Raw genomic sequence first — 25,057 nt, 5'->3', positions numbered from 1 at the left:
CTGCCGGACCTCGTCGTGTCGCTCGGTTCGGATGGCAGCCGGACGCTGGAGCAGACGGAAATCTATCAGGCCGTTTCGGTCGCCTACCGCGACATCGACGCCTCGGCATTGGGCTTCGAGAAGGGCGCGACGCCGTTTCTCGATTTGCCGGTGACCGTGCCGCTGCCGTTCAGGATTCCCGGCATAAGAGAGGCGACACTGTCGACCGGTGCGGCGATCATTTCCGGCAGCGCCTACGATGCGATTACCGAGGACATGGTCGACATGGAGACCTTCGCCTGCCTGCGTGCCTGCCAGCTGTTCGGCGTGCCGCTCGTCGGCCTGCGCGGCATTTCCGACGGGGCTGCCGATCTCAGGCATGTCGGCGACTGGAAGGAGTATCTCCATGTCATCGACGAGAAGCTGGCGGATGCGGTCATGCGGCTGGAACAGGCGATCGGGTCCGGCGCGCTGGAATTTGGACAATCCCATGAAGATGCGGAATCGGATTGAGGGAGACACCTCGCAACCCATTGCGCCGACTCGTTTCTTTCTCTAAACGCTCGCCATGAAGATAGCCAATCATCCCGACACCGTCCTGATTGTCGATTTCGGCAGCCAGTTCACGCAGCTCATCGCCAGGCGTATCCGCGAGGCCGGCGTCTTTTCCGAGATCGTGCCGTTCCAGTCGGCCGAAGCGGCGTTCAAGCGCATCAAGCCGAAGGCGGTGATCCTGTCCGGCGGGCCGGCCTCGACCGGCGACATCGGCAGCCCGCGCGCGCCGCAGATCGTCTTCGACGCCGGCGTGCCGGTGCTCGGCATCTGCTATGGCCAGATGGCCATGTGCGTGCAGATGGGCGGCGTCGCCGAAAGCTCCGACCATCGCGAATTCGGCCGCGCCTTCGTCGAGATCCAGAAGGACAGCCCGCTATTCGAGGGCCTGTGGGCGCCCGGCCAGCGGCATCAGGTGTGGATGAGCCACGGCGACCGCGTCATCTCCTTGCCCGACGGATTTGAGGTGTTCGGAAAATCGGAGGGCTCGCCCTTCGCCATCTTCGGCAATGTCGAGCGCAAGATGTACGGCATCATGTTCCACCCCGAAGTGGTGCACACGCCGGACGGCGCCCGGCTGCTCCAAAACTTCGTCCACAAGATCGCCGGCATCGAAGGTGACTGGACCATGCGCGCCTACCGCGAGCACGCGGTCGAGACGATCCGCAAGCAGGTCGGCAAGGGCAAGGTCATCTGCGCGCTTTCGGGCGGCGTCGATTCCTCGGTCGCGGCGCTATTGATCCACGAGGCGGTCGGCGACCAGCTCACCTGCATCCTCGTCGACCACGGGCTGATGCGCAAGGACGAGGCATCAGGCGTGGTGGAGATGTTTCGCCAGCACTACAATCTGCCGCTCATCCTTGTCGACGCTTCGGACCGTTTTATCGGCGCGCTCGAAGGCGAGTCGGACCCGGAAAAGAAGCGCAAAACCATCGGCCGGCTGTTCATCGAGGTATTCGAGGAAGAGGCCGAGAAACTCGGCGGCGCCGATTTCCTGGCGCAGGGCACGCTCTATCCCGATGTCATCGAAAGCGTCTCCTTCACCGGCGGCCCGTCGGTGACGATCAAGTCGCACCACAATGTCGGCGGCCTGCCCGAGCGCATGAACATGCAACTGGTCGAGCCGCTGCGCGAACTGTTCAAGGACGAGGTGAGGGCGCTCGGCAAGGAACTCGGCCTGCCCGAAAGCTTCATCGGCCGGCATCCGTTTCCTGGTCCCGGTCTCGCCATCCGCTGCCCGGGCGGCATCTCTCGCGAAAAGCTGGAGATCCTGCGCGAGGCCGATGCCATCTATCTCGACGAGATCCGCAAGGCCGGCCTCTATGATGCCATCTGGCAAGCCTTCGCCGTGCTGCTGCCGGTGCAGACAGTCGGTGTGATGGGCGATGGCCGCACCTATGAATTCGTCTGCGCGCTGCGCGCCGTCACCTCGGTCGACGGCATGACGGCCGATTTCTACCACTACGACATGGCGTTCCTGGGCGCCGCCGCCACCCGCATCATCAACGAGGTGCGCGGCATCAACCGCGTCGTCTACGATGTGACCAGCAAGCCGCCCGGCACCATCGAGTGGGAATAAAGCTCGGTCGTTCGCCAGCATTTAGTGGCTATCGGCGGCATACAGTTAACTTGTTGAACCGAAATCATTTTCCTCTCTTTGCCTATCGCTGACTATTGCCTACAAGCGGAATCATTTGGCGGTAAGCCTGACGGCATCCCTTCTCTCATCACCCTCCCTTGAAGCTAGTACCGTCACGACCTCGCTTCCTAGTACGTTAGCTAATCTCTAGGTAAGCCATTGAATTTTCGACGATAGGGTTGGGACTTGACGGTAAAATCGATGACGGTAAAATCTGGCGCTGGATATGTGGAAACCCGCTTAGATTGTCCTCGCCATGCTCACTGACATTGCACTTAAGAAGCTGAAACCAAAAGACAAACTATACAAGGTCGCTGATCGTGACGGTATGTACGCCACGGTGTCCCCCGCAGGGCAGATCTCGTTCCGATACGACTACCGAATGAACGGTCGGCGAGAGACAGTCACGCTGGGCCGCTATGGTGAGGGTGGCATCTCGCTAGCAGAGGCGCGCGACCGCTGCATTGCCGCTCGAAAAATGGTGGCAGCCGGACAATCGCCGGCGCATGAAAAGCAGCGTGAAAAGCGGCGCCTGTCTGCAATGGCCACCTTCGGCGATGCCGGCGGGGGCTGGTTTAAGGAGGCCAAGATGGCGGATAGCACGCGCTCAATGCGCAAAGCCATCTTCGATCGAGACATCTTGCCGATTTGGGACAAAAGACTCCTCACAGAAATAACAGCTGACGACTTGCGGGCGCTCTGCGCAAAGGTGCGCGACCGCGGCGCGCCGGCAACAGCCATTCATGTCCGGGATATTGTTAAGCAGATCTATGGTCATGCAATTCTGCACGGCGAGAAGATTCCCAATCCAGCGGACGAGGTAGGACCGGCCTCGATTGCCACGTTCGAGGCAAAAGACCGAGCATTGTCCCCCGCAGAAATCCGAATCATGCTGAACGAGTTGGAAAATGTGCCAACGTTGCCGACGATACGGCTCGGCCTAAAGCTGATCCTGCTCACGATGGTTCGGAAGGGTGAGCTGCTGGACGCGACGTGGGACGAGGTCGATTTTGAGAACGCTGTTTGGAGCATTCCCAAAGAGCGAATGAAACGGAAAAAGCCGCATAACGTCTACCTGTCCCGCCAATCCCTCGATATCCTAATTGCGCTCAAGACTTGCGCAGCGAACTCGCGATACGTGCTGCCATCTCGCTATGACGCCGACGAACCCATGTCGCGCGCCACCTTCAATCGGGTCACCATGGCCATTGTCGACCGCGCAAAAAAACAAGAATTGCCGCTTGCGCCCTTTACAGTGCACGACCTACGGCGGACCGGCTCGACACTCCTAAACGAGATCGGATTCAATCGCGACTGGATCGAAAAATGCCTTGCCCACGAAGACAGCCGTACCTCGCGCGGTGTTTATAACAAGGCTGAATATGAGCCGCAGCGTCGTCATATGCTGCAGGAATGGGCGAACATAGTTGATGCATGGGCGGCGGGCAAGAAGCACACCCCCGTACTCCAGCCGGCTGCTGGGGCGGCGATCATCCTTGATCCGATTTGACAGGTCTCGTCTTCCGCGACCGCACGTCTGGACCTGGGGCAATTTCGATCGCGCCGGCAGACGATGCGTTTCGCCTTGCCTGAACCCAGGCTTCGACCTCCGCCAGATCCCAAACAACACAGCGGGGGGTCAGATTGAAGCGTCGTGGGAACTCGCCACGCTGTTCCATCTCATAAATGGTCGTGTCCGATAAGGGGATGATTTCTCGCAATTGTGACCGGCGGACAGTTCGCACGACTTGTCGCGCCTGAATGTGCGGCAAAACGGGGAGGGACCCGTCTTCTGGTATGCTTTGGCAGCTTTCGGGTGGAATAGGCTTCTGCCATTTGACCATGTGTATGACCGGGAAGACTCCTTGGGAGCGAATGATCGCGTGTCTGCCCCAATTCCGATACAGCTCTCAATTACGACCACATCGTCGTCTTTGACCAGCAGGCGGACCTCATCAAAAAGGGAGCATTCCCTAGCGGAACCTCAGGCCTGGTTCTCATTTTGGGAAGGCGGAAATTTCCGGTCAGTGGGTCAGGGTTCGTCGGCGCGCAGACATTCGAGTCTCTTGCTCCTCCGGCAAATGCTGGAGTATTCGACTTAGAGAGCGTCTTTACGACTTGACGGCTATACAACTGAAAAATGAGCTTTTCGCGCCATTTGTTACACAGCTTGTTACACAGCTTGTTACACGGCTTACAACGATGATTTAAGCTCTCTGCTTCTGAGCTTACCCGCCCGAGCGAGATGGAACACGCTATCGTCGGCCTCGTCCTGCTGTTGACGGTCATGGTCTACTCGCTTCAACGAAGGCGGACGTAGGCGTCCCAGCGATCGGGCGCTCTTTTCATCCGCGCGACGTGCGCGCTATACATTCCGCGCCGCAGTGTGCCGCCTCTCGATCTCGCCGAGCCTTGACCTCTCGCCTATCCTCAAATGCTGGGAATGCGCTATGGATGCCGTCATGAGACAGTCGCCTGGCAAACTGAGTACCGAAGCGCGTATCTACGCAAAAAATCTCGCTTACGAGATTGCTCGACGAGAGAGGATAGGCGCGCCTATGCTCGATCCCGGCGGCAAGGCGACGACGTGGCGCGATGCGCAAGTAGCGCTGCGTCACGCGTTCATGGATGAAGGATCGCCGCCGCGACGGGTAAAGCTTCTTGATGCCGCCGCTACTCGTATGGAGCGCCTCTCTCCCTATGATCGTGGTTTTCGCATCGCGCTATTTTTGGAAGACAGCCGGCAGGCATCGATATTCGATCTGCGCATGCTGGTGCATGGCAGCCATCCGCTTGAAGGGCTGGAGCACGAAAGAGGAGTAACTGCGCTATGCGCCACCTTCACAACGAAGCGCAGCAAGCGCGACGCTTGTGATGTCGTCCCATCTGTTTACCTTTCCGATCACACCATCGGGCGCCTACGCGAGCGTTCTGAGCAATGGAGTACCCCCGAGGCTGGGTTAGCTGCTCTGCATATCGCGACCGTTGCTGCCGATCTTGCGCGTCCTGACCATCGGTTGAGTTTCTTGAAGATGTCTTCGCTGTCCTGCGCTATCGATGGAGGTATCCTTACGGGAGCGATGCGACGCTTCCCCGTCGACCATGGGACCGTTCCCCTATGGGACGTGCGCACGCTGCTCGATGACGATTTCAAACTTGATCCGGCGACTGTTCAGCAGGCCAGTCAGGTCGCCGAGCTTGTCACTCGCGTCCTAGTAGGTGGCGAGAACTGGATGACGATCAGCCTTCAATCGAGGAATAGTGACGCGATCGATTTCGTTGAGCCGCACGAGGATCATGTCACAGCGACGCTGCGCGCTCGAATGGGAATCAAGCACTGACGCGCGGTGGGCGGCGAATGAAAGACCATCCTCGGTTTTCCGGATGACAATGCTAGCCGCGCCAGCAGCGTAGAGGGCATGGGTGGCCTGTCGACAGCTGGCCAGGAGCGATGGGCCTCTGCTCGGCCAGGCGTCTATAACACGCTCGTCAAATCTATTGCCCGCGCCTATCGCTGGCAGCAGATGCTGAAGCAGGGCGCCTACGGAAGCGCCGAGGATATCGCCAAGGCAGAGAAAATCAGCGCCTCATACGTCAATCGTCTCTTGCAACTGACGCAATCGTCGAGACGGTCCTTGAAGGGCACCAACTAGCCACGATGACCACCGCTGATCTACTTCAGCCCGTGCCGGCGCAATGGCACGCACAAAGGGCGCTGCTATGTTAGGTCCGCTTTGCGCAGCATATCGGTCTTCGAGGCCATTTAGGCCGTTCCCAGAACCCCGACATTCCGAAAATGTTGGGTGAGATTGCCATCGGGATTTCGTCACTAGTGACAAGCTCTGCTGGTCTCAGTGGGACGACCTTGCCTTCAATGTCGAAAATGACCGACTCCCTTCGCTTGCGCCGGATATCGAATAATTTCGATTCGGCTTTCCCACAGGATCTCTCGAAGTTGAGGTACTAGCTCAAATCAAGTAACCAACGTATCTCATTTCACAATGCTCGGACCGCACGCTGCCAACAGTATTATCGAGATGCGGATAGTTTTTTTGTTGCGGCCACCGCTGGGCAGGATCTAAGTGTTCGGCTCTGGGAGTGGGGGCATAGTTGGCAGAATCCGAAAAGTCAGTCTTCCAAAGCGATCTACCGCTAAAGGAGAAGCTCGAGCGCGCCAGGATGGAGTTGCTCGACCTCTCCGCACGTAATCGCCTTTTGAACGTGCCCCGATTTTCCAAAAGTGCGAAAACGATCGACATCGTCGATGAAAGGTCGTCCGAGATTTATCGACTCCTTGTGAACGAAGGGAAGGCATTTACCTTCCTCGCAGGCAAGCCTGACAGGCCGAAGGCGGGCCAGGAAAGCAAAGCTGGGGACGACGAGGTTGACTACTCCCCCATCTCACTTGCTCAGCCAGAGGACAACGAGATCGATGATAGGGGGGTGTCTGCGCGACATTCTGACACCAAGGCCCAGACGCGAATGACCCCAACCGGTCTGCAACGTCGGCTCCTTGACCTCTACCACGATGCCAGGACGCTAGAAGAGGAGCAGGGCGTCAACATCCTCTTTCTAGCTCTGGGAATGCTCAGGTGGATCGACCCGAACAACAAAGAAAACATCCGTCAAGCTCCGCTCATTTTGGTGCCGGTCCGACTCGAACGAGGAGCGGCCGGAGAGAAGTTCCGGTTGCGCGCCAGGCCGGAGGATCTGAGCGCGAATCTATCGCTCGAGCTCTATTTGGATCGCTTGCACAAGCTCGCCATGCCGAGCTTCGATGCGGGAGACGACTTCGACGTCTCAAAGTATCTCGATGCCGTGGCCGAGGCGGTATCAACCAAAGAGGGTTGGGAGGTGCTCCGGGACGACATGGTGCTGGGCTTCTTCTCGTTCGCGAAATTCTTGATGTACCGGGATCTTGATCCCGAGATCTGGCCCGAGGGCTCCAAGATCATCGAGCAGCCGAAGATCCGCTCGCTCCTTTCAGATGGCTTTGAAGCACGCGAGCCGTTGATGTCGGATGATATCGCGATTGATCCGCACATTGCGCCTGCGGAGATGTTGCATATCGTCGACAGCGACAGTTCCCAGACGCTCGCGATCCACGACGTAAGAAAGGGACGCGACCTTGTGATCCAAGGTCCCCCCGGCACAGGAAAATCGCAGACAATTGCAAACGTTATCGCGTCGGCCGTGGCCGACGGAAAGACCGTGCTTTTCGTTGCCGAAAAAATGGCCGCGCTGGAGGTCGTGAAGCGCCGCCTCGACAATGCCGGGGTAGGGGACGCGTGTCTGGAACTCCACAGCAACAAGGCGAACAAGCGCATGATGCTGGAGGAGCTGCGTCGTACCTGGCAACTCGGATCGCCTCGAGGACAATTCCCGTCTGCGCTCACCGATCAGTTGTCGCAGGCGCGCGACAAGCTCAATGCGCATGCCGACCGGATGCATGTTCCGTTCGGCGCGTCCGCCCTGACGCCCTACCAGGTTTTCGGCCAGCTAACCCGACTGAGGCAGAACGGGCAAAAACCCGTAGATATCGAGCTAGAAGGTGCCACCGATTGGACGAGTGAAGGCGTTTCGTCACGCCGGAAGCTGCTCGACGATGTCTCTCAACGGATCAACGAAATCGGGCTACCCATCCACCATCCTTGGAGAGGGGTAGGCCTGGATGTCGTGCTGCCAACCACCGTCGAGCGGCTCGTCCCGCGCGTCGGGTCGTTGCTCGATCAAGCGAAAGCTGTACAGGCAAAACTGATCGACATTGCCGCGCGGATCGAGGCCGAGCCTCCGCGAATTCTATGCGACAGCGGCGACATAGAAGATCGCGCAGAACTGCTCGCGTCCGCACCAGAGCTCCCCGCCGACGCGTTGGTCTCGCCGGTGTGGGATGACCATCCTAAGGAGATCTCATCGCTTCTTTGGACAGGATCGGATTTCGCCCGCAAATTCGAAGACGTTTCGCAGCATTTGGCGGCGACGGCGATCGACACCCCAATTGAAGATCTCGAGCCAGAGCTTGCAAAGCTGCCATCAGAATTCCCGAAAGACGGTTTTGTCCGTGCGCACCAGCTGACCGTTCTGCTCCCGCGCTTGCGGGATGAAGCGGAGCGGTTGAACCAGGAGCTGGGATCAACGGTTGTACCGGACACGCTGGCAGGGCTGGTTAGATTGATCGTGACGGGGGAGAGGGTTGCGGCTGCCCCTCACGCAAGCCCCGAAGCGTTTGCCGCGACCGTTTGGGACTCAGGACTTGAACAAGCGGCGGACCTTGCCGAGAGCGTCGCGACGCTTGAGGCGGTCCAAGCAGAGCTGAAGGGCAAGGTTATCGATGCTGCCTGGAATACGGACGTAGCACCGACAAGGCTAGCCCTGGCCACTCATACGGGCCTGTTGAAGGCATTGAGCGGCGACTACCGTCGCGCCAAAGCCCTTCTGCGGTTCCTTCTAGCCGATTCTAACGCGCCGTCGACGGAGACAGTGCGTCTCCTAGACCTGTTGATGAAGGGGCAAGCGGCGGCCACCAGGGTTCGTGATGGTGACGCCTTTGGTCGTTGCGCCTTCGGAGCAGATTGGCGCCGGGAGAAATCCTCGTCGGCACCGCTCTTAGCCCTAGTGGAATGGATGCGCACGCTGAGGGGACTTGGCTCGGAACCGCGACTTATTGCTGGTCGGATGGCCGAGCGCTCCGAAGCGGGCGCGCGGGCGCTCCGGGTTCGCAAGGTGATCGATATCGGCCGGCCGATGATCGAGGGTTTCTGGAACGATCTCGGCCACCTCGCGCCGTCCATGCTGGGTGACGTGGCCTCCGCCGAAAGGGCTTCACTGCAGCTGATGGAAGTGAAGGCGCGATCCGTGGCTCAAGCGGACGAATCGTCTCGAGAGGTTCTAGCCGGCGTGCCTGATCAGTTATCCGGTCGGGTGGAGCTCGTGCGACGACTGGGCGCCCTACAGAAGCTTGCTCAACAGATCGATGCCGCTCACGGCCTCGGCCTGACCGCATTTGGCTCGTCTTGGGTCGGGCGAGGATCCGACTGGGCAGCGCTTACGCAGGCCGAGCTCTGGTTGAAAAACAATAGCGCACTCCGACATCTGGTCGCGCGTCTACCTGACAGGGTCGAGATCGCAAAATTGGCTCGTGCAACGCGAGAAGCGGCCCAGGCCGCGGCGCTGCAGTTGAAGGCGCTTGCGGAGGATTTGAAAGCTGATGCTTCGTCTTTGTTCGGAGTAGGCGATTTCTCTGAGGTCGTGATTGCCGAGTTGATTGCCCGATTAGAGGGCTGGCTCGAGCATCAGGAACAGCTCTCGAAATGGGTTGCCTACGAAGAACGATCTGAGAGCGCCCATAAGGCGGGACTAGGACAGTTGATCGGCGGCCTGGCCAACGGCCAGGTTCCAACCGCATCGGCGCGATCGGTCTTCGACATTGGCTTTTACGAGAAAATGCTGACGGCGATGGCGAATAAGGAGCCGGAGCTCGGGAGGTTTGACGGCGAGCTACATTCGAGGGCTGTCCGCGACTTTGCGGATTTGGACCGGCAGAGGATCAAGGCTAGCGCCATCGAGGTCGTAACCGCGCATCATCGCAAGATCCCATCAAGGGATGGCGGAGCTGGGCCTGTCGGTTTGCTTCGATCTGAGATTGCGCGCAAAAGAGGCCATATGCCTATCCGGCAGTTGATGCTGAGGGCAGGGCCCGCTGTCCAGGCGTTGAAGCCGGTATTCATGATGAGCCCACTTTCGGTGGCGCAGTTCTTGTCGCCCGGTCGAATGTCGTTCGACCTCCTGGTTATGGACGAAGCGTCTCAAATCCAGCCGGTGGACGCACTCGGCGCAATTGCCAGGGCGAACCAGGTGGTCGTCGTTGGTGATGAACGCCAGCTGCCGCCGACAACATTCTTTGCGAAGATGACGGGCTCGCAATCAGAAGATGACGACGGCGAGGGTGCGCAGGTCGCTGACATCGAGAGCATTCTCGGGCTCTTCACGGCCCGTGGTTTACCACAGCGCATGCTTCGCTGGCACTACCGCAGCCGACATCAATCGCTCATCGCCGTGTCGAATAGCCAGTTCTACGAGAACCGGCTCTTCATCATTCCAAGTCCGTATACCCAAGAGGCCGGCATGGGGCTGCGATTCCATCACGTGCCGGACGGAGTGTTCGATTCAGGCGGGACAGGGACGAACCCGATCGAGGCGCGGGCTGTAGCAGAAGCGATCATCCGTCATGCGAAGTCGAATCCGCAAGAGTCTCTTGGTGTTGCGACTTTTTCGGTCAGCCAGCGTCGTGCGATCCAAGACGAACTTGAGGCGCTGCGGCGGTTGAATCCGGATACGGAGAACTTCTTCCACGCCCATCCGAGTGAGCCGTTTTTCGTCAAGAATCTGGAGAACGTTCAAGGCGACGAGCGGGACGTGATCATGATCTCGGTAGGGTACGCGAAGAATGCCCAGGGCTATATGGCCATGCGCTTCGGCCCACTCGGTTCGGAAGGCGGTGAGCGTCGCCTCAATGTCCTCATAAGCCGGGCCAAGCGTGCCTGTGAGGTGTACGCGTCGATAACAGATGAGGACATCGACCTTGAACGCGGAAAGGGCAAGGGGGTGTTCGCCTTCAAGCTCTTTTTGCACTACGCGAGGACTGGGCGTATCTCGCTCGCCCAGACGACGACTCGGGAGATGGATTCAATCTTTGAAGAACAGGTAGCCAACGCATTGATTGAACGAGGCTATCAGGTCCATGCGCAAGTCGGTATCGCGGGCTTCTTCATCGATCTGGCGGTCGCGGATCCGGAGCGGCCAGGACGCTATCTGCTCGGTATCGAATGCGACGGAGCGGAGTATCATTCTTCGCGCTCCGCCAGAGATCGGGATCGGCTTCGCCAGGCTGTGCTCGAAGACCATGGCTGGATAATTCATCGCATCTGGAGTGCTGACTGGTTCCAGCGTCCGCGTGAACAGCTCGAGCGGACGGTGGCTGCGATAGAGGCTGCAACAAGAGAACTCGCTGAACGTGCAGAGTTGGGGAACCAGCGACGCCGTGCCGCGGCCGTACAGGTCGTGACGGTCGACAGAGGTAATGTCACAGAAATCGGCTTGGAAACCACGAACGGAGCCGAGACACCAGATCGGGCCTACGCGGAAGCCAGTGTACAGAGACCGCCCGGGCAGTTTGAACTTCACGAGACGCCCACCGGTCTTCTGGCTGGGCTGGTCGAGCAAGTCGTGGCTGCGGAGGCGCCGATCCATATCGACGAGGTGGTATCGCGTATCCGGGATGCGTGGGGCCTACAGCGGGCCGGCGGTAGGGTTCAGGACGCAATTGAGCGTGGACTTGTTGTCGCCGAAGCGCGGGGAGCTGTGGCACGTCGAGGCGACTTCTGCTTCAAGCCCGGCGCTCCTATTCAGCTACGCGACCGCAGCGGTGTCATGTCACCTGGATTGCGTAAGCCTGAAATGATCTCGTCGGAGGAAGTTGCTGAAGGAGCAATCGAGGTGGTGAGATCCAATCTCGGCGCGACGGAGGACGAAATCGCAACGGGCGTTTCGAGGATGTTAGGCTTCAAAGCCACAAGCGCTCAATTGAGGCAATTGATTTCATCGGCAGTCGCCGGTTCTGTCGCCGAAGGATCGTTGCGGTACCAAGACGGACTGCTGATCGACGGCGCAAGCGGTCAGTGAGACATCAGCGACGATGCGAGGGTGGGTGGGCAGCCGTCCTCGCTAGATCTGACGAATCCGGGACGAGGTCTGTATCCTTGGCTGGAGGCTGAATGGCGTTTCGATTTGTTCACACGGCCGACATTCATCTGGATTCACCGCTTCGTTCGCTAGCGTTGCGAAATCTTGAGCTTGCGGAGCTTGTGGGTGACGCCAGCCGCCAAGCCTTCATTTCGATAGTGGATTTGTGCCTCGAGGAACGCGTGGATGCGCTGGTCATTGCTGGCGACCTTTACGATGGCGATCAAACATCGATGAAGACCGCGCGGTTCGTGGCAACACAAATCGGACGGCTGCACCAGGCGGGTATCAGGGTCTTCAAGATCCGCGGCAATCATGATGCGCTCTCACGCATCTCTAAACAGCTCGTGTTTCCGGATAGCGTGACCGTTTTCGGCGGTCGCGCCCAATCAGTATTGCAGACTTCGGGTGGTCTGGACGTCGTATTCCATGGCCTGAGTTTTACGCATTCCAGGGCGCCAGAAAGTCTGTTGCCGAAGTACCCAACAGCTCGTGGCGGCGCGGTCAATATCGGTATCATGCATACTAGCCTAGCCGGCTCGCCCGGTCACGACGTGTACGCGCCCTGCAGTGTGGCCGACTTGCACAGTCATGGGTTCGACTACTGGGCGCTCGGGCACATCCATGTTCGCCAAGTCTATCCAGGGGCACGCGCGACGGTCGTGATGCCGGGTATTCCGCAGGGCAGGGACATCAATGAGGCCGGCGAGAAATCGACAACGCTTGTGACGATACGTGATGACGGTGCTGTTGAGATCGAGGAACGGCTGACCAGCGTCGTGCAGTTCGAACGCCTTAGCGTCGACCTTACAGGAACCATTGAATGGCCCCAAGTCGTTACGCGTGTCCGCGTCGCACTTGAACAGCTGCGCTCCCATGTTCGATCGAGGCACGCCTTGGCTCGAGTCGATCTGACCGGAGCGTCACCGTTGTCGTGGCAGCTTATTCGCGACAGGGACCTCCTCCTTGCCGAAGCTCAACAGGTAGCAGGGCAATTGGGTGACACGTGGATCGAAAAGCTCGATCTCGACGTCGTTTCGCCTGGGACCGAAACCGTCGAGGACACCGCTGATCCCATTTTTGAACTCGCCGCGTCGATGCGCGGCGACGCCGCGTCGGAGGCGTTCCGCGCAGAGGCCAGGGCGTTCATTCAAAAGACGGTTGCCGAACTTCCGGCGGAAGGCCGCGACTTTGCTGGCAAGAGCGAAGCCGAGCTCGACATTTTCCTTGATAGAGCGCTGGCCAGGGGCATTGATCAGGTCACCGCACGTCTCAAGGCTGGGGCGTCGTCATGAGACTGCGACGCCTTGAGCTTATTCGCTACGGGAAGTTCACCGATCGGACGATCGATTTCGGACCCATGCCCACCTCCGGGCCGGATCTGCATATCGTGTTCGGCCTCAATGAAGCCGGGAAGTCGACCGCTCTTGCCGGCTTTCTCGACCTCTTGTTTGGCATTGAGGAACGCAGCAAATACAACTTCATCCACGAGTATAGTGCCATGCGGCTCGGCGGCGTGCTCGAATTGGCCGGCACGGAGCACTCATTCACCCGCACGAAACAGCGGAACAATTCCCTCCTTGACGCGACCGGCAAGCCGGTCAGTGAGATGGCAATCACGGCACACCTCGCCGGCCTGTCTCGCGATGCCTACGCGACGATGTTTTCGTTGGATGATGACACCCTGGAGGCCGGCGGAAAGGCAATCCTAGAATCACGCGGTGATCTCGGCAAGCTGTTGTTCACTGCCAGCGCAGGCCTTGGACATGCAAGCGATACGCTGAATGCCTTGGAGGCAGAGGCCGACGCTCTGCATCGCAAGCAGGCCCAAGGTACCAAAATAGCGCTGTTAAAGAAGCGACTGGCCGACCTAAAAACTCGGAGGGATGATATCGACACGCTCGCTTCTACCTACGACGGGCTGGAGGCTGAACGTCGAGACGCTGCACAGCAATACGACGGCATAGTCAACGAACGGGCGGTGCTGTCGGCGCGGCTCGAAGCAATTGCGCGGTTCGAGCGCGCGCGACCGATGCTGGGGGACATTCGACGCAAACTCGTCCAATTAGACGGGTTACCGGAAACTGCGTCACCAACGCGCACTTGGACGGGCTCGATAGCCGAGCTGATCGATGACGATGCGAGCCTCAGAACGCGCTTGGCTGGCAATGTCGGCGAAGTTGAGCGTCTGATGGCAAGCATTGCGTCCACCGAAGTGGACGAGCTGATCTTAGGGGTCTCCGAGCGCATCCGAAACTTGGCAGAGAGCAAGGTGCGCTATTCGTCGGCCGGCTTTGATCTGCCCACACGCAAGGTCCAGCTGCAAATCCTCAACAATACCGTCGCGACTTGCCTAAGCGCGTTGGGGCGCACTTCTGAGCAGGATCCGGCGAAGTTACTTTTGCCCGCAGCGACGGTGGGAATCTTACGTACAATGATTGAGCAACGATCTGGCATCGCTACCGCGTTGCGCGCCGCCCATGACGAAACTGCGGCTGCGCTCGACGCGCTTCAATCGGCTCGACAGCGAGTTGGCGAGGAAAGAGCAGTGCCAGAATCTGTTAGGGCCAAGCTCGGTTCAGCATTGTCGAAAGCTCGAGCGAGCAATCATCTGGCCGAAATTGCTGCGGCCCGCGAAGAGGAAGATGCAGGAACAATTCGATGGGAGGAGTTGCGGGCTGAGCTCCGGCCATGGGTTGGCAATGCGAGCATGCTCGCTAGCATGTCGGTTCCGAGCGCGGGGCAGATCACATCCTGGAAGACAACGGCAAAAGATTTGGCCAGAGCCGGCTCCGTGCTCGACGAACGCCTTGCGGAATGTGAGAGCAATTCCACGAGGCACGCTGTACGACTGGACGCATTTCGAGCGTCGAGCGATGTGGCCGACGACGAAGCTGCGGCAACGAGCCGGCGCGCCCGTGACGCAGCTTGGAAAACGCATAGGGCGGCGCTGACCAGCGAAACAGCTGAGGACTTTGTCCTAGCGCTAGCCCGTGACGATGGTGTCGGCACAGGCCGCTTGGCGAACGCGTCGGATTTGGCAGATATGCGCGCGACGACGAGGGCGCTTGCCGAAGCTTCGGCGGATCTGTCTCGCCTGCGTCAGCAACGCGCACGGCTTGGCTTCGACCTGGACGCCAAAATGGCTGAAGTCCGTCAGGTCGGCGGTGAGTTGCTAGAAGACGTCATCGAGCCCTCGCTAGAGCGCCTGGTAGAGCGCTTCGATCTTCAAATAGAGGTGCGCGCTGATGCACTCGCGGCATCCGGGCAGATCGAGCGGTCTCGCAAGAAGGCGGAGCGGGCTGCCGAGGTGGGCGAGCAGATCCGACTGGAACTTATAAGGGCGTTGACGAGCGTCGGGATAGCACCGGCGCCGGACGAGACGCTGGAAGCCGCTATGGCCCTAGCGGAATTGTTTCTGGAGCGGCAGCGCAAATTAGACGCAGAATACGCCGAAGCGCTTAGGGCCTTGAATGCCAGAGAAGAGGATCTTGCCGTTAGACGTCGTGCTCTCGCAATGGCCGAGCGACGCGAGGAGGAGTGGCTCGCCACGATAAACGAAACGCTCATGGGAACTTGGCTCGAGAATGGCGTATCCGCTTCCGCCTTAAGCACAGTGCTCGAACAGTTGAGCGATCTGGCCAAAAGCGTGCAAGAACGAGACGCTCTTCAGTTGCGCATCGACAAAATGGAAGATGACAGGGCCGATTTCCTCATTGAGGTCAGCGCTATAGCAGCGGACGTCGGAGAGGCAACAAAGGATGGAGAGGCGGAGCAGTTAGCAGTCCGCCTTGGCAATCGACTGGATCGCGCTGAAAGGGCTCGAGACACGAAGGCAGGCCTGTTGGACGATTTGAAACGCTTGCAGGGCGAGCGCAATGTCCTCGACAACGAGATTTCGATCCACGAGCGCCGCAAGAATGAGGTGCTGAGCGCGTTCGGCGTCGACACCTTGACCGACGTGGCGCAGCGCGACGAATTGCTGCGCGAGAGGGATCGTCTGCGTACGACCGTGGCCGAGCTCGAGGATCGCGTGGCAGCTGAACTTTCACTGGAGAAGTTTGAGCAGGCCCGCTCGGTCCTTGACGAAATCGACTTCGACGGCCTGGCGATCGAGAAGGCACAAGGCGAGCAGAGGCTCCAGCAGGTCGACGGCGCACTCCAACAACAGCTGATCCGACAAACGCGTGCGGCAGACAAGATTGACGAGATTGGAGGCGACAGCGCTGTCGCTCGTCTTGACGCCGAACGCCGAACCATCCTGCTAGAAATCGAAGATGGCGCGGTTCGATATATCGAGCTCAAACTTGGAATATTGTCGGCCGGGAATGCCCTGCGCGCCTACCGCGAGCGCCACCGGTCAGGAATGATGGCGCGTGCTTCGGACGCATTCAAACTAATGACGCAAGGCCAGTATTCGGGCGGCCTTACAGCCCAGCCCGTAAAAGGTGGCGAGGTTCTGATAGCGATGCAGCGCGATGGCCAATCCAAGGTCGCCGATGCGCTTTCAAAAGGCGCGCGCTTTCAGCTCTATCTGGCCCTGAGACTCGCTGGATATTACGAATTCGCGCAATTCCGGCCTTCCGTCCCATTCGTCGCGGACGACATCATGGAGACATTCGATCATGTCCGGTCGGAAGAGGTGTTCAAGCTTTTCGGGGAAATGGCGGGCATGGGTCAGGTGATATATCTGACCCATCACAAGCATTTATGCGAAATCGCCAAGGCAGTTGTGCCAGGGACTACTATCCACCAAATCGAATAGGCCCAAACAGCGTCTTCCAATCTACAAGGAATCGCCTGACGTTGGCCGCGCTGCCGGAAATTGCGTCTTCTTCTCCCCTTGCCTTGCTCGCCAAGATCGCCCGGCAGCTTTGCGCCTCATTTCGGTTGTCCGCATCACCCGCTCTTCTTATGGCGGTCGGATGCTTCGCTATTAACCACGTCCGGATACGTCAGGCGCGGACGTTACAATACAAAGCAACGCCGGAATACGCCCGCCATCAGGTGATTTGATACTTGAGTCGACGTTGTACGAAGGCTGGCCGCGAACCTTCGAGCACCCTTACGATATGGCCATTGGTATTCGGGTTCTCGATCGCGCCGCAATCATAGCTGAACATGTAACCGTTCACCTTGTCCAACCGGACATAGACGATTTGTTCGGCGTCGGCTCCGATCGCGAGATTTGGGTTATGCGTCACCAATATGACCTGCCGGGTTTTCTTCGCGTCGCGAATACACCTTGCGAGTACCGAGAATATGCTGTCGTTGTCGAGATTGTCTTCGGGTTGGTCGATGATGAGGGGCGAGCTGTCGGTGTCCAGGTGTAGGTAGAAGACCAGCAGCAGAAGCCCCTTCTCTCCGGGGGAAAGCTGGTTCAGGTCTTTGCCTCCCAGTCTCAACTCGTACCGGGGTTCGAAGTACTCGAGGGAATAAAGGAAGTCGTAGAATCTCTTGACGTCTTTGGTCTGCCGTCTGATACCACCCGATTTCATCGATCGGACCACATCGTCGACAAAGGCAAAGATGCTTTCGAAGGAGTTCCAGTCGACTGTCGATAGCTTCTGTTGAAGGGCGCGCGCGCCTTCCGCGACTCCGCGGAAGGGGCCGCTCACGTTTTGGTTCAGATGGTTGAAGAATTCATCACCGAACTTGGGAGACGGTACAAAAGACGCGTCGATCGACACCTTGAAGTCCCCGGTACTCACCGCGGTGAGCCGCGACTCAACCTTGGTTTTCAAACCCTCGTAGAACGTTCTTATCTTGTGCTTGCTTTCGAAGAGGACCGAGCAGAGCGCCTTACGGTCTTCAAACGCCTTGGACAACTCACCCGGCAGATGGTTGTCGATCCGGGCAATGCGCGCCTCCAGTTCCGCAATCGTCCCTAATTTCGGCGAGGCCTTTTGACCGACGATATCGCTGATCTGCTCGGATATCTCGCGGACGGCCTGCACATACCTTTGATAGCGCTGTTGAGGTGCCGAGAGAGCGGCGCGCGTCTCGGCGATGCGATCGGCAATATATTTCTGCGCAGCACGCAGATCGGGTGCACTGGCGACTTTGGAAAGATCGGTCTTTGAATCGAAAACCATGGCGCTCTCGCGCTCAATCTGCGCGATTTCTTCCTTCGCAGCCTCAATCTTCTTCGTGATCTCTTCGAGGTTAACGGTAACAATGACGACCTGGTCAACATCTAAGCCGAGAACGCTATACTTGGTTTTAAAAACCTCCTTGTCGCCTTGCACACGGCTTTTCAGGGCATTTACGGCCTCCTTGAATTCACTGGCCTCTTGCAAGGTAGTCTTGTGCCAGCCGAGCCGCGTGACGGCGCTCTTTTCACGCGCAGCAAGGTCGTCCAGCAACCGGGTTTGTGACGCGATTTCTTCTGTCGCCGCTTCCTGTTCCGCACTCTGAGTAGCCGGGGGCGCTTCCTCCGGAGGCTTCGACGCTTCGAGTGCGGACACCTGCTTCTGAAGGACCCCTAGTTCCGCCTGCAGTTTGGTCTTGAATCCAGGTTCGCTCTGGTCCTCGAGTTCGAGAATCCTGATGTTGAGTTCCCGCAGCTTCGTTTTGATCTGGCTAGCTTCCTGTCGGCTGTTCAACGTCTTCCGTTCTTCGAGATCGCGGAAGCTCTTGGCGTCCATCTTGTCGCTGATGTCGACGTGCGAAAATACGACGTCTTCGATTTCCCGGCGCAGCGCCTGGACTTCGATTTCGTTTGTCAGGCTCTCGAAGTAGTTCTGTGGCAGGTATTTGACCGCCTCCGGCTCGAGTTCATCGACATCATCGCTCAGTGTCCGTTCGACAACGCTTCCACTCTTCCATACGAGACGACCCGAAAAATTCTCGGCGAACCCGGGCCGCTTGAATTTCTTGTTCGTCTGACTGTCCGTTAGAAACGAGAAATATTTCGCTTGGCGAGTATTTCCGAGCAGGGCGACAATATCCGCGACGGCGCTTTTGCCGCTTCCCTTGTTGCCGATGATGGCAGTCAGCTCAGGGTTGAACGGGATTTCGACGTTCCGAAACCAGGTGCCGTTATGACCGGCATAGGGGGCGAGGGCATTGATCTCCAGCCTGTCGATGAACTGCGTCGCCTCGCGCTCGATCCGGACGAGAACGGTTGGACGGTCTCCAACAAAGACGCGATGTTCCGGTTCGAAGACCGTCTGACGGAGACCTCGGAAAGTCAGATTGGCCTTGATCCATGTCGATTGATAGCTCGGTTCGTCACCTGTCAAACGTCCGAGGTCCTCGAAGGAATGGGCGTCACTGGCGTCATAGAGGGGCTTAGACTCCGACTTCGATCCGTCCTCGTACCGAGAGTCGCTCAGGAAGAATGCCGTGCTGTTCGATTTTCCAAAGAAGGCGCTACTGATCCTGTCGAGTTCATCGGAAATGGATTTGCTACGCTGGGAATTTTTGGCGGTACCGCGCAGGCCATCGTTTCCGGCGGCGGTGACGATAATGTATTGCTCCGGCGCGAAGCATCCCTTTAGCGAGTCCTTAACATCATGTATGCTGACGGTTGCCGCAGCGTAATTCATAGACGTCAGTTCACTGCAGCGTAACCGTCTGCCACCAACCGATATGTGCGTTTCGAGGTCGTTGAGGAACTTGCTCAAGGCTTCGGGCGTCGCGACAGCCGGGTCTACCAGAACATGCGTGTTGACGTTTTTGCCGTCGATGCTGACCGTCTCGGTCAAACGTAACTCCAGGTTCGGGATCACTAGCTTGGTCGAGTCCGGATACGATTGACGATACCACTTGACGGTGTTCAGGTAGCCGTCGAATGAAAAATAGTCCGTTATGCCAAAGGCCTGGACCTCGGATTGTTCGAGAATAGCCACGAAGCGTTTCCACGTCACGTCGTCCGGTTTGCCATATCCGCAAGAGAGCTTCGTACCGGGCGCGTGTATATGCAGATCCCACTTAAGCCACTGCGACCCTCGATGAGCCTCTCGTTTGGCAGCACGCGGCGTCGGGGACACACTCATCCGAAGCACTCCAGGTGACGGGGTTTCCGATCCGAAAAAGCCATGCCTGTCGTCAGGCAGGATCACGAATCTGCGCCTAGGTGAAGGCGCGGGTACAATCTAGTCGGGTGAAAAAATCAATCAAGGCGTGCATGGCCGCCTTTTGTTTCCAGCGCCGCTTTTTATCTTTCGGCGACAGGCGGTGACTTGTGCTTTAAGATCGTGAGAACTCGTCCGCCGCTGACTATTTCAGGTCCACGAGGTTCCTAGGCGTGTTCTTGTGGTTTCCAACTGCCGCAAAAAAGTCGACGACGGGGTGACATTCGGCTCCGAACCGAAGCCTCAGTTGAGCAACGGCACCGTTGCCGAAAAGCGCGACGTCCGTTCTGGGCAAATTGGACCTAATAGCTGACAGTCAGCTTTCGGCCCCAAAGCGGACGTGCATGGCGCGAACGGCTTCCCGTCTGGGCGTCGACAGAAGCAGCTGCGCATGATCGATCTGCAGCGGCTCCTCGGACTATACTCGTTCCAACAAAGTTGGAGCTATGTCATCTTTTCGACCGGCGCCAACCAGCCGCGCGCGCCTCGTCTTCCGAACAGAACATTCGCTCACCCTTGGGAGGGCTGATCACTGTCTCGTCATAGAAACGCTGGCCGGGGAGGTGGTAGATTCGAACGCCCTTGTTGCTGATGTTGCCCTTGATGTCGCATGAGCCGGAGAGCAGTCGAACTGGACTCGTGGTTTCACGCTTAGGCGCCGCCAGCTGCGCGGCACGCCATTCCCACGCCGGTTGAAACTCGCCTTGCCAGATGCCTCGCTTCGCCAGCCGAGCTTCGTCCTGATAGCTCGCGTAGGCGCCGCCCGAATGGAGCGGCCAGTCCATTGCGTGCCCAGCGCTGACCAGCCATGCGGCCACTGCCGCGCCATCGGAACGATAGCAGTCGCCTACGAAGCGGCCGTAGCGATCCCACTCTGCAAATGTGCAAGTCACGGGCCGGGACTTCGCCAGCCAAGCATCAAGCGCTTTCGCGGCTGACTGGCCGCAGCGGTAATTCTTACCCTTGGCGTTCCGGCAAAGTTGAGCGCTCTCAGGAGCATCGATGCCATTGAACCGCACTCTCGTGCCGGAGATGTCGATCGTGTCACCGTCGATGATGGTAGCGCGGCCTGAGATGGTGTTGTCTGAAGTTGATAGTGCGCTTGGCACCTGCGGTGTTATCGGCGAAGTTGTTGCCGCCGGTTCAGGACGCGGCTCCGCGAGATAATCGCCTAGAATCCAGCCCGAATAGTTGCCGTAAGAAACGTAGTGCCAAGGCCCTTCGCGCCTTGACGACAATACTGCAGAGCCAACTGCGACGGTGAGCACAATCGGCGACTCAGCCGACGGGGATGTCCGTAGCCGAACATTTGCGGTGCTATAAAGTGTCTTTTCAACGGAAGAGGCAGGCCCTGCATAAGCTTCTTGAACCTGGGAAGGGCCCGGGTCCGGTTCTGCGGTCGCGGGTTTTAGGTTCGGCTGTTCAGACCCGTTCGTCGGAGAGCGCCCACTGGCAATCTTGGTTTCGTTGGACGGCGCGCCGCACCAGACCAGTCCAGCACCAATGGCAAGTAGCAGAAGCGCGATAGGGCCTTTCGAAGACGGCTTGGTTTGAGAAGCATGACGTTGGGATGGCGCGCCAGGCGCTGACTGCCGCTTGGAAGAAACACCCTTCGAATACGAAAGACCGGTGCCGGGGATGCTCGCGCTAAGGCGCTTTTTGCCTGTTGTGCTAATTGTATACCCGAGCCCTTTCGGTCCAACCCGAACGCTGGCACTTTTCGCGCTGAGATTTATCCGGACTCCTGGCGCAATCCTTACAGATTTCCGAAATCGGAATGCCATCCCCAAGCGCCCCCCTTTACCATGATGTGGCGAAAGCGATCACGAGTCGAGTCGGTTGGCTAAGCACTTCATAAACTGAGTTCAACTGGCGAGGGTTACGAAGTGGTAGGAAAGGTGGCGGTAGCTGCAGAAAAAAACCTTTCGGTGGTTATAACTCTTCTATTTACTGCAACGAACTTGCCGAAATCCTCCCAACAACGCAAACTCATGAGAGGGGTGGAGGGCTGGCTTTGTATTTCCTGTCATGCGCGGCGGCGCTCGTAATTTTACTGCGCGTGAGTGCGCCGGCAGACGCAGCCAATAAGCCGTGCAGCGGAAGCAAAGGCGGAATCTCACATTGTCAGGGCAGCAAATTTGTCTGCAATGACGGGTCGATCAGTGGAAGCAAGAAGATCTGTTCAGGCTACTCGTCAGCTCGAGGGTCAGTTGGACTGCTTGGTGCTTCCTCTTCCGAAATGTCGCCGATCGCAGGCGAATCCGACTGCTCCTGCCGCTCTGGCACATACTGCACTGGCCCTCGCGGAGGTCGGTATTGCCTAAGCGACAGCGGCAACAAGAGCTACCTGCGAAACTAAGTGCGTTGTGGAGAGCGGAAGTTGCACACAGTGATTGGGCGCCGAACTTCAACCCTGCTGATTGCACTCGGGATGCTCATCGCGCCAGCGGCAGCGGAGGAACCCATCGGCACGGGTACCGCCTTTCTGATTAATTCCGAGGGTTGGGCGGTAACAAACGCTCATGTGGTCAAAGATTGTACACGGGTCACCGCAACAGGCGGATCCACGACATCGGACGTCAAGATGGATGTGAGGAACGATCTCGCCGTTTTGAGAATCAGCGCTGTCCCGGCCGGAGTTGTCCGCCTTCGGCATGCCGGCGCTCGCCTAGGCGAAGATATTGCAGCGTTCGGTTATCCACTCGGGTCGGTTCTCTCTTCATCGGTGAAGGTTACGACCGGCAATGTAAATTCGTTGATGGGGTTGGGCGACGACACTCGTTACCTCCAGATATCGACGCCCATTCAGCCGGGTAACTCTGGCGGCCCGGTCGTCGATCGCCGTGGTGCTCTTGTCGGCATCACAACAGCGACGTTGAAGCCGGAGGCTGGCGGTGGCGCACTTCCCCAGAACGTCAACTTCGCGCTACGTGCCACCTTGCTGCAAACCTTCCTCGAGAGCCGGGGCATAAAGTTCGAATATGCGCCTGAAGATGCGGCCGAACTTCATACCGCGGATTTGGCAGACAAGGTGCAGCCGGCGGTCGTCCAACTTTTCTGTTACGGTACCAACCCTGAGCCGGCCCAAACCGAGGTAGCAGCCGTCACCAGGGTTCCGGCTCCTGAACCATATCGACCCATGCGGCCCTTCAGCATCTTGGATAACCACGATGTCGTCGGCTTCGATTATGCAACCCTCAGAAACGTCAGCCAGCAACAATGCCAGCGAGCTTGTAGCGAAGATGGTCAATGCAACGCCGTGACTTACAACAAGCGGGAGCGCTTTTGCTTTTTGAAGGATGACGCCAAAATTCTGGTCAAGAACTCGGACGCGTTTGCGATGGTCGTTGACCCCCTTAGCTCCCAGGTGAAGTTCTCGAGCTTCATCATCGGTTCTGGAAAAGACATGCCTGGAGGCGACTACAGGCGCCTGAAGACCAATTTTCTCGGATGCTATTTAGAGTGTGAGGTCAACAACATTTGCCGCGCATTCTCGTATGTTCGAAAAAAGCGAGAGTGCTGGCTGAAGCACAGTATCGGACCTGTCTCCGTAAAGCCCGGCGTGGACAGTGGGATGAAATGATCTTTGCGAGGGTGGCGCAAGGCTGTCTGGCTTAGCCTATAGCTAGGCTCGCCGGGCGACTCCCGTTTGCCCCGCCTTGACAGTGCCCAGCCGCCAATCAGCATCAGTGCACCCCAAATCAGGAACCCGATGTCCCAGTAGATCCACTGGTCCTGCGGGACGGTTTCGTTGACATGGTGGATGCCGAGAAGCTGGTGATCAATCACCCCTTCGACCAGATTGAATATCCCGAAGCCCATGAGCATCGTCCCAAGCAACATCTTTCCCGACCACCAGAGATGAGATTTGTGAGCGGTGCGCCAGAGCACGATCAGACCAAGCACGACGAACACGTACGTGCCGGCGTGGAACAGGCCGTCGAGAAGCGTGTTGAACCGAAGGTTCTCAACACTGTCGGCGGGATAGCCGGCGCTGGTCGCCATATGATGCCACTGGAGCAACTGATGCAGCACGATTCCATCGAAGAATCCGCCCAAGCCGAGCCCCAGCAGAATACCTGCGGACGTTGGAAAACGGCGATGCTGCGAGGCCGTGGTCGCCATCCCTCTCTCCTTTGGCACCTCTAACTTCGGGCCAGGCCATGTGTTCCCCGACCCCGCGGGTTGGATACACGCGCAGCTAAGGTCGCAAGAATCGGATGTTGAGGCAGCGGAAGCGCTGGCGATGACAACAGTCTTCGAAAGATGAAAGGCCGCGCCTCTGGCGGAGAGGGCGGCCAATCGAGTCGCGGTCTGAGAAGCTCATGACGTTGGACTGAGATCGCGGCTTCGCCTTCGACGCTCGATGGCTCGCGCGTTTCGACGAGCGACTCTAAGTTCGGCAAGGGTCGGCTGCCACCAGCCCCGGGAATGCTCCATCGGTCCGGCCTCACGACGAGCGGGCCATGTCCTGACAAGTTCCGTCAGCCTCGCCGAGCGCCACGTTCCCCACACCAAGTCGAAGTCTGCCCGCATCGCGTGTGGGTAGAATGCAGCCAATACTGACGGCTCGACGAGTTCACCTGACGATTCAATAAAGACGACAACCCCGTACTGCTCTGTTGCGACCGGGCGGCCCATCGGAGGCAAGTCTTCAGCTGGCAGAGGATAGCGGTGGCGGCGGCGTTCCGCATATCGCAACCGCGTGGTCCTTTGAGCTTCCGAGTCCCTCTCCGCCTCGCGTCGTCGCTTCCTTTCCTCGGGTTCGCTACGCCGGGCAGCCTCTTCGATTGTCGGCCACCAGCGCCGCAGTTCCTCATAGGACCGAAACGGCACGCGCCACGCCCGGAGTTCATCGTCCCAACTTGCCCAGGGAATTTCGCGTAGTTCCCGAACGACGGTCATCGAATAGGGTGTCCGAATGCGCAGATCCTCGGCCATCTCGAGATAGCGACTGGAGATCGGATCGAAAGCGAAGGCGTCCCGCCCCTTGCTGTCGGCGTGGATCGCCAGCAACGCGGCCTCCCGCGCTAGCCAGCGATCGACCCGGCGGGCTGCCGTCTTGCCT

14 protein-coding genes and 2 pseudogenes are annotated in these 25,057 nt (G+C 58.5%); 10 read left to right on the top strand and 6 right to left on the bottom strand.

Annotated elements, in window-relative coordinates; all coding sequences use genetic code 11:
* The 3 genes from E5W87_RS16935 to E5W87_RS16925 form a co-directional block, all read left to right on the top strand.
* A partial coding sequence (locus E5W87_RS16935) for a 5'-methylthioadenosine/S-adenosylhomocysteine nucleosidase (protein WP_292399607.1) occupies positions 1-492 on the top strand: 492 nt, incomplete at its 5' end.
* A 55-nt stretch (positions 493-547) separates the two neighbouring features.
* Positions 548-2,110 (top strand): glutamine-hydrolyzing GMP synthase, encoded by a 1,563-nt coding sequence (gene guaA, locus E5W87_RS16930; protein ID WP_292399604.1) that lies wholly within the window; start codon positions 548-550, stop codon positions 2,108-2,110.
* Between the two features lie 316 nt (positions 2,111-2,426).
* Positions 2,427-3,680, top strand: a complete 1,254-nt coding sequence (locus E5W87_RS16925) for a site-specific integrase (protein WP_292399602.1) — start codon at positions 2,427-2,429, stop codon at positions 3,678-3,680.
* On the opposite strand, the gene E5W87_RS16920 is transcribed toward E5W87_RS16925, so the two are convergent.
* Positions 3,661-4,014 carry an AlpA family transcriptional regulator gene (locus E5W87_RS16920; protein WP_292399599.1) on the bottom strand — a complete coding sequence of 118 codons (354 nt, stop codon included), beginning with the start codon at positions 4,012-4,014 and terminating at the stop codon, positions 3,661-3,663. The genes E5W87_RS16925 and E5W87_RS16920 overlap by 20 nt on opposite strands.
* A gap of 606 nt (positions 4,015-4,620) precedes the next feature.
* Between E5W87_RS16920 and E5W87_RS16915 the strand changes: the two genes are divergently transcribed.
* The 6 genes from E5W87_RS16915 to E5W87_RS16890 all read left to right on the top strand — a co-directional run bounded on the left by E5W87_RS16915 (position 4,621) and on the right by E5W87_RS16890 (position 16,927).
* The gene (locus E5W87_RS16915; protein ID WP_292399596.1) at positions 4,621-5,511 is read left to right on the top strand and encodes a hypothetical protein; all 891 of its coding nucleotides are present in this window, start codon (positions 4,621-4,623) and stop codon (positions 5,509-5,511) included.
* A 78-nt stretch (positions 5,512-5,589) separates the two neighbouring features.
* Positions 5,590-5,823, top strand: a complete 234-nt coding sequence (locus E5W87_RS16910) for a hypothetical protein (protein ID WP_292399593.1) — start codon at positions 5,590-5,592, stop codon at positions 5,821-5,823.
* Positions 5,824-6,280: 457 nt separating this feature from the next.
* The gene (locus E5W87_RS16905) at positions 6,281-11,851 is read left to right on the top strand and encodes a DUF3320 domain-containing protein (protein ID WP_292399590.1); all 5,571 of its coding nucleotides are present in this window, start codon (positions 6,281-6,283) and stop codon (positions 11,849-11,851) included.
* A gap of 92 nt (positions 11,852-11,943) precedes the next feature.
* Entirely contained in the window at positions 11,944-13,206 is a 1,263-nt protein-coding gene (locus E5W87_RS16900) for a DNA repair exonuclease (RefSeq protein WP_292399587.1), read from the top strand.
* Positions 13,203-16,676, top strand: a complete 3,474-nt coding sequence (locus E5W87_RS16895; protein ID WP_292399584.1) for an AAA family ATPase — start codon at positions 13,203-13,205, stop codon at positions 16,674-16,676. The genes E5W87_RS16900 and E5W87_RS16895 overlap by 4 nt, the downstream gene beginning before the upstream one ends.
* 41 nt (positions 16,677-16,717) lie before the next feature.
* Positions 16,718-16,927 (top strand): hypothetical protein, encoded by a 210-nt coding sequence (locus E5W87_RS16890; RefSeq protein WP_292399570.1) that lies wholly within the window; start codon positions 16,718-16,720, stop codon positions 16,925-16,927.
* Here the strand turns inward: E5W87_RS16890 and E5W87_RS16885 are convergent.
* From E5W87_RS16885 to E5W87_RS36100, 3 genes and pseudogenes are all read right to left on the bottom strand, one after another.
* Positions 16,915-19,911 (bottom strand): TrlF family AAA-like ATPase, encoded by a 2,997-nt coding sequence (locus E5W87_RS16885; RefSeq protein WP_367118834.1) that lies wholly within the window; start codon positions 19,909-19,911, stop codon positions 16,915-16,917. The genes E5W87_RS16890 and E5W87_RS16885 overlap by 13 nt on opposite strands.
* 527 nt (positions 19,912-20,438) lie before the next feature.
* Positions 20,439-21,257, bottom strand: a complete 819-nt coding sequence (locus tag E5W87_RS16880; RefSeq protein ID WP_292399562.1) for a thermonuclease family protein — start codon at positions 21,255-21,257, stop codon at positions 20,439-20,441.
* Positions 21,258-21,614: 357 nt separating this feature from the next.
* Positions 21,615-21,773, bottom strand: a pseudogene (locus E5W87_RS36100) (DUF4236 domain-containing protein); the annotation flags it as partial.
* A 605-nt stretch (positions 21,774-22,378) separates the two neighbouring features.
* Between E5W87_RS36100 and E5W87_RS16875 the strand changes: the two are divergent.
* Positions 22,379-23,572: a trypsin-like peptidase domain-containing protein gene (locus tag E5W87_RS16875; protein WP_292399611.1), complete on the top strand. Its 1,194-nt coding sequence runs from the start codon at positions 22,379-22,381 to the stop codon at positions 23,570-23,572.
* Between the two features lie 59 nt (positions 23,573-23,631).
* Here the strand turns inward: E5W87_RS16875 and E5W87_RS16870 are convergent.
* Both E5W87_RS16870 and E5W87_RS16865 read right to left on the bottom strand, forming a co-directional pair.
* Positions 23,632-24,114: pseudogene (locus E5W87_RS16870) on the bottom strand (DUF2243 domain-containing protein); the annotation flags it as partial.
* A gap of 198 nt (positions 24,115-24,312) precedes the next feature.
* On the bottom strand, positions 24,313-25,005 hold the full coding sequence (locus tag E5W87_RS16865; protein ID WP_292399560.1) for a hypothetical protein: 693 nt from the start codon (positions 25,003-25,005) through the stop codon (positions 24,313-24,315).
* Positions 25,006-25,057 lie beyond the last annotated feature (52 nt).

This window comes from Mesorhizobium sp. (assembly GCF_004962925.1).
Taxonomy (GTDB): domain Bacteria; phylum Pseudomonadota; class Alphaproteobacteria; order Rhizobiales; family Rhizobiaceae; genus Mesorhizobium.
Note: the sequence above shows the minus strand (reverse complement) of the source record. Positions and strands in the feature narration are given on the sequence as shown.

Bases quoted from the DNA above. Each gene is read 5' to 3' on its own strand.
- guaA (WP_292399604.1), top strand. From the start codon at position 548: ATGAAGATAGCCAATCATCCCGACACCGTCCTGATTGTCGATTTCGGC.
- E5W87_RS16925 (WP_292399602.1), top strand. From the start codon at position 2,427: ATGCTCACTGACATTGCACTTAAGAAGCTGAAACCAAAAGACAAACTA.
- E5W87_RS16920 (WP_292399599.1), bottom strand. From the start codon at position 4,014: ATGGTCAAATGGCAGAAGCCTATTCCACCCGAAAGCTGCCAAAGCATA.
- E5W87_RS16915 (WP_292399596.1), top strand. From the start codon at position 4,621: ATGGATGCCGTCATGAGACAGTCGCCTGGCAAACTGAGTACCGAAGCG.
- E5W87_RS16910 (WP_292399593.1), top strand. From the start codon at position 5,590: ATGGGTGGCCTGTCGACAGCTGGCCAGGAGCGATGGGCCTCTGCTCGG.
- E5W87_RS16900 (WP_292399587.1), top strand. From the start codon at position 11,944: ATGGCGTTTCGATTTGTTCACACGGCCGACATTCATCTGGATTCACCG.
- E5W87_RS16895 (WP_292399584.1), top strand. From the start codon at position 13,203: ATGAGACTGCGACGCCTTGAGCTTATTCGCTACGGGAAGTTCACCGAT.
- E5W87_RS16885 (WP_367118834.1), bottom strand. From the start codon at position 19,911: ATGAGTGTGTCCCCGACGCCGCGTGCTGCCAAACGAGAGGCTCATCGA.